We start from the raw sequence: 15,136 nt of genomic DNA on the forward strand, positions 1-15,136 counted from the left end.
GAACATGAAGAAGCTGTCGACCCGCACCCGCGTCATCACCGGTGCCGTCGCCGCCGTCGCGCTGAGCGCCGGTACGTTCGGAGCCGTTTCCGCCAGCGCCTCCGCCCCCGCCGCCGAGTCGCGCGCCGCGGCCAAGACCGACACCTCGAACCGGAACCTCCAGCAGACCACCCACCTGACGGTCGACGCCGCCTCCAAGGCCGCGCAGGCGACACTGGACGCGGCCGAGCGGGCCGGCCAGCGGGTCACGGTCGCCGTGGTCGACCGCAACGGCAACACCATCGTGACCCTGCGCGGCGACGGGGCCGGCCCCCAGTCGTACGAGTCGGCCGAGAAGAAGGCGTTCACCGCGGTCTCCTGGAACGCCCCCACCTCCGAGCTGGTCAAGCGCCTGGAGAGCACCCCCAACCTCAAGGACATCCCCGGCACGCTCTTCCTCGCGGGCGGCGCCCCGGTCCAGGCGAAGGGCGCCCCGATCGCGGGCATCGGCGTCGCGGGTGCCCCGAGCGGCGCACAGGACGAGGAGTTCGCCCAGGCGGGCATCGCGGCGCTGGCCCGCTGACGCGGGCGGTCGCGGGGGGCGGTGTCGTCCCGTGCCCGTCGCCTGTCCGTACCGGTCCGGACAGACGACGGCCACGGCCGCCCGGACCCGCGCCCGGACGGCCTTGCCCGCGCCTGCCTGCGGAGGGGCTCCTCCCGGGCAGGCGTGGCCCTCTCCGGCCGGAGAGGGCCTCCGAACTCTTCCGACCGGACCCGACCCTTCCTGTTCCGCGGCAGGAAGGGCCGTTCCCAGCTGATGTTGGTGATGTATATTTCTATGTACATAGTCATCTTTTGCGGAGGTGATGCGGCATGGCGGTGACGCAGATCGATATCGATGACGAGACCCTGGAACGTGTCATGGCTCTGTCAAATGCCAGGACCAAGAAGGAAGCGGTCAATCTCGCCCTCCGTTTCTACGCGGAGCGGCAGGAGCGCGCGGCGCGGATCAGCCGTCACTTCGAGCGCGCGCGCGAGTGGGGTGCGGTCCAGGACGCTGAACTGCTGCACCGGGCGGAGAAGCACGGCCGGTGATCTATCTGCTCGACACCTCCGGTCTTGTGCGATTGCTCAGCGATTCCAAGCTCCAGTCGGCCTGGTACGACGCCATCGACGCCGGGGCCGTGTCCTCGTGCTACCCCCAGCGCGCCGAGTTCCTCTACAGCGCCCGGAACCAACGGGAGTACGACGAGATCGTGGAGATGTTCACGGACCTCTACCCCGATGTGTCCGTGCCGAAGAACGCGGGCCGCTGGATCGGCGCGGTCCAGCACCGGATGGCCCGAGTGGGAGAACATCGCAGCGCCTCGGCGGTGGATCTCATCATCTCCGCCACCGCTGCCTATCACGGCCTGACCGTTCTGCACGACGATGCCGACTACCGCGCCGTCGCCCGGCACGCGGCTGATCTGAGCGAACACAGCGTCCACGACATCGTCTGATCCGGCTTCTCCGCCGCCTTGGAGCCCCGCCCCGGCCCCGCCCCCTGTGCTCCGGGGCCCCGCCTCGCGCCTAGGATCAGCGCATGCACCGGCCCGCCCGCCTGCGCGGCCTGGCCCCGGCCGCCGCCCTGCTCCTGCTCACGGGCTGCTCCGGCGGTGGCGGTGGTGTCCAGGGCGAGCCGGGTGCCGCGGGGGTGCGCGACCCGCTGTTCCCCCGGCTCGGCAACGGCGGCTACGACGTACGGCACTACCTCCTGACCCTCGACTACGAGCCGCGGACCGGCCGCCTCGCCGGCACCGCCGAGATTCTCGCCCGGGCCACCCAGGACCTCAGCGCCTTCCATCTGGACCTCCACCGGATGACCGCCGAGGACGTCACCGTCGACGGTGAGGCCGCCGCCGCCGATCAGGCGGGCGACGAGCTGACCGTGCGCCCGCGCCGCGATCTCACCGAGGGCAGCCTCTTCCGTACCGTCGTGCGCTACTCCGGCACCCCACGGACGATCACCGACGCCGACGGCTCCGAGGAGGGCTGGCTGACGTCGCCGGGGGGCGCGCTCGCCGTGGGGGAGCCCGCCGGGTCGATGGCGTGGTTCCCCGGCAACAACCACCCCGGGGACAAGGCCACGTACGACATCGCGATCACCGTTCCCAAGGGGCTGAAGGCGGTCTCCAACGGGGAGCTGGCCCGCGAGACCACCAACGGCCGCCGCACCACCTTCGTCTGGAGGTCGGCCGAGCCCGTGGCGTCGTATCTCGCGACGCTCGCGATCGGCCCGTACCGGCTGACGTCGTCCCGTACGCCCCAGGGGCTGCCGGTCCTGACCGCCACCGACCCGGCCGCCGCGGACACCGCGCGGGTCAGCGCCCGTATCCCCGAGATCGTGGAGTGGGGTACGGGTCGGTTCGGCCCGTACCCCTTCTCCTCCGCGGGCGCGATCGCCGTCCGCGACGGCGTGGTCGGTTATGCCCTGGAGACCCAGAACCGGCCCGTCATCCCCGCCGGGCAGTTCGACACGACCACCCTCGTCCATGAGATCGCCCACCAGTGGTACGGCAACTCGGTGACACCGAGGACCTGGCAGGACATGTGGCTCAACGAGGGGTTCGCGACCTACGCGCAGTGGCTCTGGGCCGAGGACTTCGAGGACACCCCGGTCCGGGAGAGTTACGAGGCAGCCTTCGCGGACAGCGCCAACTGGGCCTTCCCGCCCGCCGATCCCCCCTCCGCCGCGAGGATCTCCGACGCGCCGGTGTACGGGCGCGGCGCGATGGTGCTGCACCGGGTCCGGCTGGCGGTCGGCGACCGGACGTTCGCCGGGATCATGAAGGGGTGGGCGAAGACGTACCGGCACGCGAACGCGTCCACCGCCGACTTCACCGCGTACGCCGAGAAGGTCTCGGGCAAGGACCTGGACCCGGTGTGGAAGACCTGGCTGTACGGGAAGGGCAGACCGTCGCGTCCCTGAGCCAGCCGTGTCCGGGCGCGGGGACGGGGCATCGGGCTGCGGCGGCCGTGGTGCCTGTGCAGGGCGGAGGCCACGCGCGGTCGGCCCGGGGGTGCCTGTGCGGGCCGGGGGCCGCCCGCGCGGTTCGGGAACTCCCGGCCGCTCCCCGCGGTGGCCGCGCAGGGCGGAGCCCCCGGTCACGGTGGAGGCCGTGGGCCGGGGGCTCCTTGCCCGCGGACGCGGGCGGGAACGTCAGAGGTTGACGCCGAAGTCGCGGGCGATGCCCTCCAGACCCGACGCGTAACCCTGGCCCACCGCGCGGAACTTCCACTCCGCGCCGTTGCGGTACAGCTCGCCGAAGACCATCGCGGTCTCGACCGCCGCGTCCTCGCTCAGGTCGTAGCGCGCGATCTCGGCGCCGCCGGCCTGGTTGACGATACGGATGTACGCGTTCCGCACCATGCCGAAGTTCTGCGAGCGGGTGACGGCGTCGTAGATCGAGACCGGGAAGACGATCTTGTCGACGTCGGCGGGCAGCCCGGCCAGATTGACATTGATCTGCTCGTCGTCGCCGCCGCCCTCGCCGGTGCGGTTGTCCCCGGTGTGGACGATGGTCTGGTCCGGGGTGGCCCGGTTGTTGAAGAAGATGAAATGAGCGTCGGAAGCGACCTTCCCCGCAGGGTTCACCCCGATCGCGGAGGCGTCGAGGTCGAAGTCTGTGCCGGTGGTGGTACGGACGTCCCAGCCGAGGCCGACCGTGACGGCTGTCAGGCCCGGCGCCTCCTTGGTGAGCGAGACGTTGCCGCCCTTGGACAGGCTTACTGCCATTGGGATGTCCCCTTTGTGGTCGAGTCTGTGGGCTTGAGCCCTGCCGAAGCTACCGTTATCCCTCATAACGCGGGCAGAGGACCAGCAGGTTCCCTGTGATTTTCGGTTCATCGCGAATCCGTGACACGAGTCGACGCGCGCCCCGGACGCCATCGGGTGTCTCGTCGACGCGCGCCCCGGACGAAAACGGGGTGACGTGAAGCCGGTGCGCACGCGACCATGGACCCATGTCCGGGCCCTATGTCATCCGTGGCTCGGTCTCCCTTCCGGAGGCCGAGCTGATCTGGCGTTTCTCCAGGTCGTCGGGGCCCGGGGGCCAGCATGTCAACACCAGCGACACCCAGGTCGAGCTCCGCTTCGACCTGGCCGCCACCGAGGCGCTGCCCCAGGTCTGGAAGGATCGCGCGCTGGAGCGGCTGGCGGGCCGGCTCGTCGGCGGTGTGATCGCCGTCCGCGCTTCGGAGCACCGCTCTCAGTGGCGCAACCGTGAGACGGCGGCCGTCCGCCTGGCGTCCCTCCTCGCCGAGGCGACGGCTCCACCGCCGAAGCCGCGCCGCAAGACCCGGATCCCGCGCGGCATCAACGAGCGCCGCCTGCGCGAAAAGAAGCAACGCGCGGAAACGAAGCGGGGCCGCACGGGGCGGGACTGGGGCTGAGGGCTGGAACCTCCCGCCTTCCCGGCCTCTCGCGTTGCACGCCCTTGGGCCGCCCCGCCCGTGAAGGTCTGCCGACTGCCCGCCCGCTACTTCACCCCAAGCCGATTGGATAGAACGCTCACTCCAATGTGTCTGTGGCCTCCGAACGGCGCTCCACGCCCGGGCGAACGCCAGGTCGTGCCCTCGCTCCTGGACTCGTAGGCGTGAGGCCCGTCTACTGTGGAAGCCCAACCTTCCGGCGGGGGTGGCTTGCTGTGACGATCGAATCGGGCATGGGCGACCGGCTGGCGGAACTGCGGCTGCGGCGCGGCATGACGCAGGAACTTCTCGCCGAGCGTGCCGGGCTGTCCGTCGATGTGGTCCGGAAGCTGGAGCAGGGCCGCAGAAGGACTGCGCGGCTGTCCAGCATCAACGCGCTGGCGAGAGCTCTGGACACCGAGGCCCAGCTTCCTGGTCGGTCAGCCCGGTACGTTCGAAGCGCCCGGATCCGAGGACGACGGGCTGCCTTCCGTCCTGGCGCTCCGTCAGGCCGTGTCGCCTGTGGCGGACCTCCTCGGAGGAGCCGCCGACGCGGAGGAGCCGCCGGGTATCGAAGATCTGCGCGCCGCCTTGCGGTCGACGGAAACGGTCCGGCGGGAAGGCCGCATGGCAGAGATCGGCCTGCTGGTGCCTCAGCTCATTCGCGATGCCCGTGCCGCGGCACACTCCTGCACCGGCAGCGAGGCCGCAGCAGCGAATTCCGTTCTCGCGGTGGCGTATCAGGTGGCGGCGACCACGCTGACCGCGCTCGGCAAGGAGGACGCGGCCTTCACGGCGATGGAACGCTCACTCGCGGCGATCCGGCTGTGCGACGATTCGCATCTGGAAACCCTGGCCGCATCGACGCTGTCGTGGGTGTTCACCAAACAGGGGCGGCTGGCCGACGCCGAGCGGATCGCGCTCGCCCGCGCCGAGCAGATCGAGCCGGGGTTCCGATCGGCGCCTCAAGACCTGGCGCTGTGGGGGATCCTGCTGCTGCGCGCTGCCACGGCCGCCGTGCGGCAGGAGAAGCACGGCACGGTGACGGATCTGCTCCGGCTGGTCAAGGGCGCCGCTGCGAGCCTGGGGGAGGACCACCTCGTCTACGCCACTCCCTTCGGGCCGACGAACGCGGGTGTGGCCGGGGTCAACTTCCTGGTGGAGATGGAGAAGAACGAGGAGGCGGTCCGCGCGGCCCGTACCGTTCCGGATCTCAACTCATTGCCGCCGACCTGGCGTGCCCGCTTCCATGTCGACCGCGCTCTGGCACACGGGGACCTCGGCCAGGACCGCGCGGCCGGTCACGCCCTTCTGCGCGCCGAAGCCGAAGCCCCCGAGTGGATGCGCTACCCCTCGACCTCGCGCCGCCTGGTGGCGGAGTTGCGGGAACGCGCGCCACGGCGGGACTCAGCAGTACTGGGACTGGCCGGCCGACTGGGTCTGATGAGGTAGGACGCCCTGTCCTGCCTGATCTCCCTTCTGGGACAGTCCGTCCCTGGGCGTTGTCTGCCCGGATTCCTAGCGTGGCCCCTGACACGGCGGCGCTGACGGGCAACCCTCATCTTCGGGTGGCGCCCGCCGTGCCCGCAGGTGCGGAGGTATCGATGGTTGAGGGCGGACCGGGCGGCGGCACGGTTTCCCGGCCGCCCGGGGCGCTCTACGCACCGCCGTTGCCCGAGCGGCGCGGTCCGTCGCCTGCGGAACGGATTGCCGGGGACACTGACCGGGACGGCCGTCCTCGGCAGGGGCCCGCCTGCTGTCGCGTATGGCTGTACGAATGTTGGCGATGTATTCTCTTTATGTATGCCATGTACTCGGGTGAGGTGGGTGGCCATGTCCGTAACCCAGATCGATCTTGACGATGAGATGCTGGCCGAGGCGATGCGCCTGATGGGTGTCACGACGAAGAAGGAGACCGTCAACACGGCTCTGCGTGAGTATGTGGCCCGGATCAAGAGGCTCGAAGCCGCCGAGAAGCTGGCCGAGCGGGGCGAGCGGGGCGAGTTCGAGGAGGCCGCTGCCGCGTACGATGCCGCCAAGCGCGTACGGCGGGCGGCCTTTGAGTGATCACGTATCTGGTTGACACCTCGGCGTTGTGGCACCTCTTCCGGACTCCCGGGGCACTGCTTCCCTGGGAAGGGCACATCGCGGCCGGGGCGTTCCGCATCTGCGAGCCGACGCGCACCGAATTCCTGTACTCGGCGACCGGCCCGGCGCACCGGGACGAGTTGGCAGGGGAGTTGGACGCTCTCTGTGATCTTTCGCCGGTTCCGAAGACCGCATGGCGCTGGGCCGACTCCGCGCAGTACAAGCTCACGCAACGCGGGCAGCACCGCGCCGCCGGAGCCATCGACCTCCTGGTGTGTGCGACAGCGGTCCACCATGGACACACCGTGCTCCACGTGGACAACGACTTCGCCGCGGTGGCGGCGGTTCTGAAGGAAGTGCGGCAGCGGGACGCCCGCGCCTGAGAGCCGACGGCTCCATGGACTTCGGCCGTCCCGCGCCGGGACCGGTGCTCCCGCCCGGCGGTCGTTGCCGCGCACGCAGCCGCCGCGCTCCTCCTCACCCCGGACCCCTTCCCGCGAGCACCCGTGTCGGCCGATTGGATGATGGAGGGGTCATCCATCCTGTTCGCGGAGAGCGGCCGGTGCGCCGACCGGTGCGCGGGCCCGTGTGGCGCACCGTGGGAACAGTGTGGCCGGGAGCCCCCGCCGCCGTCCGAGTCACAAGGAGTGAGCCCATGAGCAGCGCCGTCGACACCAGGTTGCTGGAAGCCGCCCGCACCGGAGACGCCGAGGGGGTGGCGGCCGCGCTGCGGGAGGGCGCGGAGATCGAGGCGCGGGACGAACAGCAGCGTACGCCGCTGCTGCTGGCGTCGCTGGGGGATCATGTCGAGGCGGCCCGGGTGCTGGTCGCCGCGGGTGCCGATCCGGACGCGCAGGACGACCGGGTGGACAGCGCCTGGCTGGTCACCGGGGTCACGGGGAGCGTCGCGATGATGCGGGCGCTGCTGCCCGCCCGGCCGGACGTGACCCTGCGCAACCGTTTCGGCGGGGTCTCGGTGATCCCGGCCAGCGAGCGCGGGCATGTGGCGTACGTACGGGCCGTGCTCAACGAGACCGACATCGACGTCGACCATGTCAACGACCTGGGCTGGACGGCTCTGCTGGAGGCGGTGATCCTCGGGGACGGCGGACCGGACCACCGGCAGATCGTGGAGATCCTGCTGGCGGCCGGGGCCACGCCGACGATCGGTGACAACGACGGGCTCACCCCGCTCGACCACGCGCAGCGGCGCGGGTTCGAGGAGATCGCCGCGCTCCTGCGGAACGCCCGATGAGGCGCCGCGCCCTGCTCGTCGTGCCGCTCCTGCTGGGCCTGCTCGCCGGGTGCGCGCAGGACGACGGCGGGAGGGCGGGCGGGGAGCCGGGCGGCCCGGACACGCGCCGGGACCAGACCCGGGACCCGGGTCAGGACCGGAGCCGGGGCACGAGCCCGCAGCCGCCCGCGGCCGGGGACCGCGACCCCGGCACCCCCACCCCGCCCGGCACCCTCCTCGTCGCCGACTTCGGCGGGAACACCGTCACCTTTCTGCACCCGGAGCGCGGCCCCCTGGCCTCCGTCGAGGTCGGGACCGCGCCGTACGGGCTCACGGTCGGGGCGGACGGCCGCGCCTGGATCGCCACGGCCGAAGGGGTCGCGGTCGTGGACACGCGCACCCGCGAGAGCCTGGGCCGTGTCCCGTACCGGACGAGGACCGGGCCCGTCACGGACGGCGAGTACCGGGGCGGCGGGATGGGGATCGCGCTCGCGCCGGACGGGAAGCGGGTCTATGTCGGGGTCAACGTCCCCGGTGGGGCCGGTGTGCTGGAGGTCGTCGACACCGCCACCCGTGAGATCACCGGCACCGTGCCCGTCGGCAGACGGCCCTTCGACGTCGATGTGTCGCCCGACGGCGGGGAGGTGTACGCCACCGGCCACGACTCCTTCGACGTGACGGCGGTACGCGCCGACGGCCTCGGCACCCGCCGCTTCGAGGTGGCTCCGTACGGCACCGAGGGCGGGCTCGGCTCCTGGCTCAAGCCGCACTACGCGGTCGTACGGGACGACGGGCGGCTGCTGCTGCCGTTCGAGGGGGAGCGGCTGGCCGTGCTCGATCCGCGCACCGGGCAGGTCACCGTGGAGACGATGACCGCCAACACCCACCAGCACGGCGCGACCCTCACCCCCGACGGCACGCTCCTCGCCGTCGGCACCGGGCCCATCGGCGCCGGCGACCGGGAGGCGTCGCTCACGATCCGGGCCGCGGACGGTACGGAACGGGTGGTACCGCTCGACGGGCCGCACGAGGACGTGGCCGTGTCCCGGGACGGCCGCACGGCGTATGTCACCGGGGGTTTCACCAGGGACGGCCACTGGGACGGGATCACCGCCGTCGGTCTCGCGGACGGCACCACCCGCCGGCTGCCGGGCGGCTCGCGCCCGCTGGGCATCGCCGTCCTGTAGCGGGGCCGGGACCCGGACGCCGTCCCCGCGTCCGCTGCCCGGTGCGGCTCTGGCCTCCGCCGCCCGGGGGCGACCGCGAAACGGCCGCCGGTACCGGGCGCGGTCATCGCGCCCGAGTCACCCCAGGTGCCGGTACCGGCCCCGGAAATACGTCAGCGGTCCGCCCTCCGCGCTCGGCAGCCCCACCTCCAGCACCCGCGCGATCACCAGGGTGTGATCCCCCGCGGGCACCCGCTGTTCCGTACGGCACTCCAGCGTCGCCAGCGCACCGCGGACGAGCAGGGCGCCGCTGACCTCCCCCCGGGTGTACGGGATGTCCTCGAAGAGGAGGCGGTCGCTGACCCGGCCCTTCATCGCGAAACGGCCGGCGATGTGGCGCTGGCTCTGGGAGAGGACGGAGACACCCCACAGGGGCTGCTCGCACAGGAGGTCGTCCATACGGGAACCGTTGCGCAGGCTGACCATCACCAGCGGAGGGTCCAGCGACACCGAGACGAACGCCGTGGCCGTCATCCCGGCGTCCTCGCCCCGGGGGCCCGCGTCGACGTCGCGCGCGGTCACCAGGACCACGCCCGCCGCCAGCCGGGACATGGCGGCCCGGAACTCCTCGTTGCTCACCCCCTCAGCATGGGGGATCGCGGCTTGGAGGATCGCGGTCGCGGGGTCGGGATCGGGGCCGGAAGCCGGCGTCGTCTGCAGCACATACGCACGCTAGCTGCGGGTACCTTCCCGGCGCATCGGGCGAAAGGACCGGCGATAGTCCTAGGACCCGGGCACCTGCCGCCCCACCTCGGCCCCCGGCCGGCCTCCGCCGTGACCCACCGCCCCGCGGCCCCGCCCCGCCACCGCCGCGACCGCCGGCCTCCGCCGCCCCCGGCCCGCCGCCGCCGGGACCCGCCCCCGCGCCCGTACCCCTCCCGCCGGCCTCCCGAGGCCTCCCGCCTGCCTCCCGGGGCCCTCCGGAGGTCTCGCGCGGGCCCCGGGAGACCTCGCGCGGGCCCTCCCGGACCCCTGCGGACGCTCTCGGTACGCTTCCGGCCCGCACCGGATGCGCCCCCCTGTACGCCCCCGCCCCGCGCCCCCGCCACGCCCCTGCCCGGTTCGTCGGCAACACCGATTTGCGTTCAGAAAACGCTGGTAAGAGCCAAACGCACTTCCACACGGAACCCTTGGTCACTCATCTGTCGATGTGACTTGAGTCACAGAGAGCGGTATTTGTTGACCCTGTGTACCGGGTGGACAGCTCGCTGTGATTCAGTGGCCGGGAAACCGCGCGCCGAGTAGTGCGCGAGACGACCGCGAGAAGACCGCAACAAGAAGGCCGAAGAGATACCTGGAGTCTGCTGTCGAGGTCTCGGGGAGAGCGAGCATGGAGACCGAGTCGGAGCCCTACGTCCGTCTTGCGTCCCTGCGGCAGCTGCACAAGGTGGTCGCGGACCTCAACATGGCCCGCAGCCTCGCCGACACGCTGCAGACCGTCGCCGACGGGATCGTGGCCGGTCTCGGCTATGAGCTGGCCTGCGTCAACCTCGTACGACCCGACGGGGATCTCGTCGTCGCCGCCTTCGCCGGCAGTGCCGCCGCCGAGGCCCTGATCACCGGCCGGGTCGGCTCCCGCCCGTCCTGGGAGCGCCGGCTGTCCATGGGGGAGGCGTGGGGCGAGCTGCGGTTCATCCCGCACACCGAGGGCTGGGTGCTCATAGAGGACGACGTGCCCCAGTGGCACACCGACGGCCCCGAACCCCGCTTCGAGGACGAGTGGCACCCGCGCGACCGCCTCTACGCGCCCATGTACGCCTCCGGCACCGGCCGTGAGCTCCTCGGCGTCATCTCCGTCGACCGGCCCCGCAACGGACGCAGGCCGGGCCCCTGGGGGCAGGAAGCCCTCCAGATGTACGCGTCCCAGGCGGGCATTGCGATCAGCAACGCACGGCTCAGAGCAAACATGCAGCGCGCACTCGTCCGCCTGGAGCGCGAGCAGCAGGCGCTGCGCGCCAGCGAGGAGTCGTTCCGGCAGGCGTTCGAGTACGCGCCGAGCGGCATGGCGATCGCCGAAATGGGCGGTGACCAGCACGGTCGTCTGCTGCGGACCAACGACGCGCTGTGCCGGCTGCTCGCCCGGCCCGCCTCCGCGATGCGCCGCTACTCCTTCGCCGATCTGGTCCACCCCGAGGACGTCGGCACCCTGCTGCGCACCTCCGCCGAGGGCGGGCGGGCCGAGATCCGGCTCGGCCGCCGGGACGGCACCTATGTCTGGGTCTCGCTGCGCAACTCCGTCGTCGCGGACACCGCCGACGGCCCCCGCTTCCTGCTGACCCACGTCGAGGACATCGAGGACCGCAAACGCCACGAAATCCAGCTCGCGCACCGGGCCTCGCACGACGCGCTCACCGGCCTGCCCAACAGCGCCGAACTGCGCGCGCGGCTCAGCGCCAAGCTGTGCGAGCTGCCGCAGCCGGTGGGGCGGGGCACGGCGGTCGGCGCGATGGACGCGGCGTACGAGTCCGAGGCCGAGGCGTTCTACAGCACGGACGGCTTCGACTTCGGGTCCCCCGGCGACCCGTACGACCACCACGTCCACACGATCGCGCCCGACGGCGAACTCGACGACGGGGCGAAGGGGCTCGCCGTCCTCTTCTGCGACCTCGACGGCTTCAAGTCGATCAACGACCGGTTCGGGCACCAGACCGGTGACGCGGTGCTGGTGGAGGTCGCGCGACGGCTCACCACCGGCGTACGCGAGGGGGACACCGTCGCCCGGCTCGGCGGTGACGAGTTCGTCGTCCTCGCCGACGGCCTGGGCTCGGCGGACGCGGCCGATCTGGCCCTGCGCCTGCGGAACGCGATCATCCTGCCGATCCGGGTGGGCGGGCGGGGCGTGCGGGTCGGCGCGAGTTTCGGCATCGGCTGGGCGAGCTGCGGGATGTCGGTGGACGAGGTGCTGCAATCCGCCGACCAGCGGATGTACATCGAGAAGCGGTCCCGGGCGAAGGTGCACCGCCGGGCGGGCTGACCTGCGGAGCGGCCCGCGGGCGGGAGGGCGAAGGCCCCGGCCCGGCCCCGGAGCGGCCGTAGGCTCGTACGGGTGCCGGCATCGTGCGAGGCCCGGCCGAGGCGCCGTACGGCCCGGGTTGTCCGGGGCAACGCCAGACATTTGGTTACACCGGAGCGGGTAGGCTCGCCCGCGTCGGCGTAGCGCTGACGACATGGTGAGGAGTGACAAGGGATGACGGCCGCGAACAACGGCGGGACCACGCCCGAGGACGACGACCCGTTCGGCTACCTGTACGAGGACGGCCAGGCGGCGGGCGCCACACCGCCCGGCCAGAGCCGCGGGTACGGCTACCCGGGTCCCGCCGCGCAGCCCGGTGTCCCCAGGACCTCGTACAACCAGGTACGGACGGTCGGCGAGCGCCAGTACGGCGGCGGCCCCTCCCACGGTCAGGCGCACGGTCAGGTCCCGCCGCAGCAGGGGTACGGGCAGCCCACCGCGCAGTACGCCGCCCCCGAGACCTACCCCGGCGGCGCGCCCGCCCGCCCCGCGTCCCCGCACCCCGGCGCCGGGCACGGCGGCGGACGCGGCCCCAACACCAAGGGCCTGCTGTTCGGCGCGATCGCGGTGGTCGCGGTGGTGGTCATAGGCATCACCGCCGCCCTGGTGACCAGCGGTGGCGACGACGACAAGGCGGGCGGCGGCACCCAGCCGAGCGGCGGCCCGACCGCCGGTGAGTCGGTGAAGCCGAGCGAGGATCCCCCGAAGACGGACAAGCCCGAGGAGACCGCCCTGCCCAAGCAGGACGCGGCGACGCTCCAGCTCGGCGCGCCCGCGCAGCTGGGCACGGACATCGAGGGCGCGGAGGGCACGGGCGGGGCGTTCGTGACCGGCTTCAACGCGGTCGGCGCCTCCGTCACCTGGAAGGCCAGCGTCCAGGAGGCCGGCGAATACCGCCTCTACGTCCGCTACGCCATCCCCGCCCAGGACGCCAACGCGACCCTGACGATCAACGGCAAGGCGAACTCCAACCCGATCGGCCTGAAGAACTTCATCGGCTCCTCCGACCCGGAGCTGGAGAAGAACTGGCAGACCACCTGGGCGCCCGTGAACCTGAAGAAGGGCGCCAACGAGATCAAGATCTCCTGCGAGCAGGGGAATCAGTGCAACGCGGTCCTCGACTGGCTCCAGGTCAGCGACGGGGCTCTCTGAGCAGCCCGAGGAAGTCCGCGACCGTCCCGGCCATCGCCTCGCGGGCCGGGGCGAGGTAGGTGCGGGGGTCGACGGTGGCGCTGTCCGCCGCCAGGAACGCGCGGACCGCGCCCGTGTACGCGGCGTTCAGCGCCGTACCCACATTGATCTTGACCATGCCCGCGGCGACGGCCGCGCGGATCTCGCCGTCGGGAACGCCCGACGAGCCGTGCAGCACCAGTGGTACGGGGACGGCGTCGCGGAGCCGGGAGATCAGGGCGTGGTCCAAGGCGGCCGTGCGCTCGGTCATCGCGTGCGAGGAGCCCACCGCGACCGCGAGCGCGTTCACCCCGGTCGCGGCGACGAAGGCCGCGGCCTCGTCCGGGTCGGTCCGTACTCCCGGGGTGTGCGCGTCGAGCGGGGCCTCGCCCACCTTGCCGCCGACCCGGCCGAGCTCCGCCTCGACCCAGATGCCGTGCCGCAGACCGAAGCGGACGACGTCGTTCGTCTGCCGCACGTTGTCGTCGTACGAGAGCTTCGACGCGTCGAACATGATCGAGCCGAAGCCCTCGTCGCGGGCGGCCTCCAGCAGTTCGGGCGTGGTCACATGGTCCAGATGGAGCGCGAGGGGCGCGGAGGAGGCGCGGGCCACGGCCGCCGCGGCGGCGGCCACGGGGGCGAGCCGGCCGCCGTGGAACGCCACCGCGTTCTCGGAGATCTGGAGGATCGCGGGGGAGTTCGCGCTCTCCGCTCCGGCGGCGATCGCCGCCGCGTGTTCGAGGGTGATGACGTTGAACGCGGCGACGCCCCGGCCCTCGGCGACGGCGGCGGAGACGAGGTCGCCGGTACGGACGAGGGGCATGGGAGCGCCTCACTTTCCACAGTGGCTGGTTCGGTGGCGCGTACACGCGGGACTCGACGGCCCCGGTCGGGGGCTCGTGGGAGAAGGGGCGGGGCGCCGGAGGCACGGGTAGGGGCCCGGGCGCCCGGCGCGCGACGGGCGCGGGGCCGGGTGAGGGTCCATGAGGTGCGGGCGCGGGGCGGGGTCCGTGTTCCGGGCCCGGCTCATGCCACCGCCGTGCGCTCGGTCACCGTCACCCGCGGCAGCAGCTCCTCGTACGCGGACGCGTCGAACTCGCCCGCCGCCGCGGCCAGCACCGTCGCCGCCGACAGGGCGACCGCGCGCGCGAGCCTCTCCGGCCACCGCAGCCCCTCCACGACGCCCGCGAGCAGTGCGGCGACGGCGGAGTCGCCGGCCCCCGTCGGGTTGCCCTTCACGGGAGCGGGTGCCTTCGCCTGCCAGATGCCCTCCGGGGTGGCCGCGAGCAGACCGTCCGCGCCCAGGGAGGCCACCACGGAGTGCGCGCCCCTGCGCCGCCCGCCCAGCGCGGCGCGCAGCGGCTCGCGGGTCCCGGTCAGCTGCGCCAGCTCGTCGGCGTTCGGCTTGGCGAGGTCGGGGCGGGCGGCGATGCCCCGGCGCAGGGGCTCGCCGCTGGTGTCGAGGAGTACGGGCACCTCCGCGGTACGTGCCCTGCGCACGAGCTCCCCGTACGCGCCGACATGGATTCCGGGCGGCAGGCTGCCGCAGAGCGCCACGGCGTCGGCGTCCCGCAGCAGCGCGTCGTACGCGTCGAGGAAGCGGACCCACTCGTCGGCGGTGACGGTCGGCCCGGGCTCGTTCAGCTGGGTCGTGTCCCCGCTCGCCGTGTCGACGACGGCGATCGTGCGGCGCGTGGCCCCGGCGATGGGGACGAGCGCGTCGTGCGGGGTGAGAGGCGCGAGCAGTTCGCGCAGGACGGTGCCGGACCGGCCGCCCGCGAAGCCGGTGACGACGCTCTCGTGGCCGAGGGCGGACAGCACCCGGGCCACGTTCAGGCCCTTGCCGCCGGGGCGTTCACGGACGTCGGTGACACGGTGGCTGGTGTGCGGGGTGAAGGCGGGCACCCGGTAGGTGATGTCGAGCGCGGTGTTCAGCGTCACCGTCAGGATCACCGCGCCACCCCTCTGCGTACC

The 15,136-nt window shown here is 72.5% G+C and carries 16 protein-coding genes and 1 pseudogene; 13 read left to right on the forward strand and 4 right to left on the reverse strand.

Features of this window, described 5'->3' with window-relative positions; translation table 11 throughout:
• The first annotated feature begins 4 nt into the window (after positions 1–4).
• The 4 genes from ACFYT4_RS21920 (at position 5) to ACFYT4_RS21935 (ending at position 2,950) form a co-directional block, all read left to right on the forward strand.
• Positions 5–562, forward strand: coding sequence for a heme-binding protein (locus ACFYT4_RS21920; protein WP_389271382.1), 558 nt, complete (start codon positions 5–7; stop codon positions 560–562).
• Between the two features lie 290 nt (positions 563–852).
• The gene (locus ACFYT4_RS21925; RefSeq protein ID WP_389271385.1) at positions 853–1,074 is read left to right on the forward strand and encodes a type II toxin-antitoxin system VapB family antitoxin; all 222 of its coding nucleotides are present in this window, start codon (positions 853–855) and stop codon (positions 1,072–1,074) included.
• The gene (locus ACFYT4_RS21930) at positions 1,071–1,481 is read left to right on the forward strand and encodes a PIN domain-containing protein (protein WP_389271388.1); all 411 of its coding nucleotides are present in this window, start codon (positions 1,071–1,073) and stop codon (positions 1,479–1,481) included. Before ACFYT4_RS21925 ends, ACFYT4_RS21930 begins: the two co-directional genes overlap by 4 nt.
• 83 nt (positions 1,482–1,564) lie before the next feature.
• Complete coding sequence (locus ACFYT4_RS21935) at positions 1,565–2,950, forward strand: M1 family metallopeptidase (protein ID WP_389271391.1); 1,386 nt, start codon at positions 1,565–1,567, stop codon at positions 2,948–2,950.
• A 231-nt stretch (positions 2,951–3,181) separates the two neighbouring features.
• Here ACFYT4_RS21935 and ACFYT4_RS21940 read toward each other — a convergent pair whose 3' ends face one another.
• Positions 3,182–3,757 carry a TerD family protein gene (locus tag ACFYT4_RS21940; RefSeq protein WP_389271394.1) on the reverse strand — a complete coding sequence of 192 codons (576 nt, stop codon included), beginning with the start codon at positions 3,755–3,757 and terminating at the stop codon, positions 3,182–3,184.
• 227 nt (positions 3,758–3,984) lie between these two features.
• Between ACFYT4_RS21940 and arfB the strand changes: the two genes are divergently transcribed.
• The 7 genes and pseudogenes from arfB (at position 3,985) to ACFYT4_RS21975 (ending at position 8,940) form a co-directional block, all read left to right on the forward strand.
• Positions 3,985–4,413: an alternative ribosome rescue aminoacyl-tRNA hydrolase ArfB gene (gene arfB, locus ACFYT4_RS21945; RefSeq protein WP_389271397.1), complete on the forward strand. Its 429-nt coding sequence runs from the start codon at positions 3,985–3,987 to the stop codon at positions 4,411–4,413.
• A gap of 311 nt (positions 4,414–4,724) precedes the next feature.
• A pseudogene (locus ACFYT4_RS21950) lies at positions 4,725–4,793 on the forward strand (hypothetical protein); the annotation flags it as partial.
• A 265-nt stretch (positions 4,794–5,058) separates the two neighbouring features.
• Entirely contained in the window at positions 5,059–5,883 is an 825-nt protein-coding gene (locus ACFYT4_RS21955; RefSeq protein WP_389271400.1) for a hypothetical protein, read from the forward strand.
• Positions 5,884–6,264: 381 nt separating this feature from the next.
• Positions 6,265–6,498, forward strand: coding sequence for a type II toxin-antitoxin system VapB family antitoxin (locus tag ACFYT4_RS21960; RefSeq protein WP_389271403.1), 234 nt, complete (start codon positions 6,265–6,267; stop codon positions 6,496–6,498).
• On the forward strand, positions 6,495–6,902 hold the full coding sequence (locus ACFYT4_RS21965) for a PIN domain nuclease (protein ID WP_389271407.1): 408 nt from the start codon (positions 6,495–6,497) through the stop codon (positions 6,900–6,902). The genes ACFYT4_RS21960 and ACFYT4_RS21965 overlap by 4 nt, the downstream gene beginning before the upstream one ends.
• Positions 6,903–7,174: 272 nt before the next feature.
• Positions 7,175–7,774: an ankyrin repeat domain-containing protein gene (locus ACFYT4_RS21970; RefSeq protein ID WP_389271410.1), complete on the forward strand. Its 600-nt coding sequence runs from the start codon at positions 7,175–7,177 to the stop codon at positions 7,772–7,774.
• Positions 7,771–8,940, forward strand: a complete 1,170-nt coding sequence (locus ACFYT4_RS21975) for a YncE family protein (RefSeq protein ID WP_389271413.1) — start codon at positions 7,771–7,773, stop codon at positions 8,938–8,940. The genes ACFYT4_RS21970 and ACFYT4_RS21975 overlap by 4 nt, the downstream gene beginning before the upstream one ends.
• Before the next feature lie 117 nt (positions 8,941–9,057).
• Here ACFYT4_RS21975 and ACFYT4_RS21980 read toward each other — a convergent pair whose 3' ends face one another.
• Positions 9,058–9,642 (reverse strand): flavin reductase family protein, encoded by a 585-nt coding sequence (locus ACFYT4_RS21980; RefSeq protein WP_389271416.1) that lies wholly within the window; start codon positions 9,640–9,642, stop codon positions 9,058–9,060.
• 667 nt (positions 9,643–10,309) lie between these two features.
• Between ACFYT4_RS21980 and cdgB the strand changes: the two genes are divergently transcribed.
• Together cdgB and ACFYT4_RS21990 are read left to right on the forward strand one after the other, a co-directional pair.
• Complete coding sequence (gene cdgB / locus ACFYT4_RS21985; RefSeq protein ID WP_389271419.1) at positions 10,310–11,953, forward strand: diguanylate cyclase CdgB; 1,644 nt, start codon at positions 10,310–10,312, stop codon at positions 11,951–11,953.
• Positions 11,954–12,166: 213 nt separating this feature from the next.
• Complete coding sequence (locus ACFYT4_RS21990; RefSeq protein WP_389271422.1) at positions 12,167–13,144, forward strand: CBM35 domain-containing protein; 978 nt, start codon at positions 12,167–12,169, stop codon at positions 13,142–13,144.
• On the opposite strand, the gene ACFYT4_RS21995 is transcribed toward ACFYT4_RS21990, so the two are convergent.
• Together ACFYT4_RS21995 and ACFYT4_RS22000 are read right to left on the reverse strand one after the other, a co-directional pair.
• Positions 13,125–13,985 (reverse strand): ketose-bisphosphate aldolase, encoded by an 861-nt coding sequence (locus ACFYT4_RS21995; protein WP_389271425.1) that lies wholly within the window; start codon positions 13,983–13,985, stop codon positions 13,125–13,127. The genes ACFYT4_RS21990 and ACFYT4_RS21995 overlap by 20 nt on opposite strands.
• Before the next feature lie 203 nt (positions 13,986–14,188).
• A complete protein-coding gene (locus ACFYT4_RS22000) occupies positions 14,189–15,115 on the reverse strand; it encodes a 1-phosphofructokinase family hexose kinase (RefSeq protein ID WP_389271428.1) in 927 nt (308 codons plus the stop codon).
• Between the last annotated feature and the right edge of the window lie 21 nt (positions 15,116–15,136).

This window comes from Streptomyces sp. NPDC004609 (assembly GCF_042873655.1).
In the GTDB taxonomy this organism is placed as follows: Bacteria; Actinomycetota; Actinomycetes; order Streptomycetales; family Streptomycetaceae; genus Streptomyces.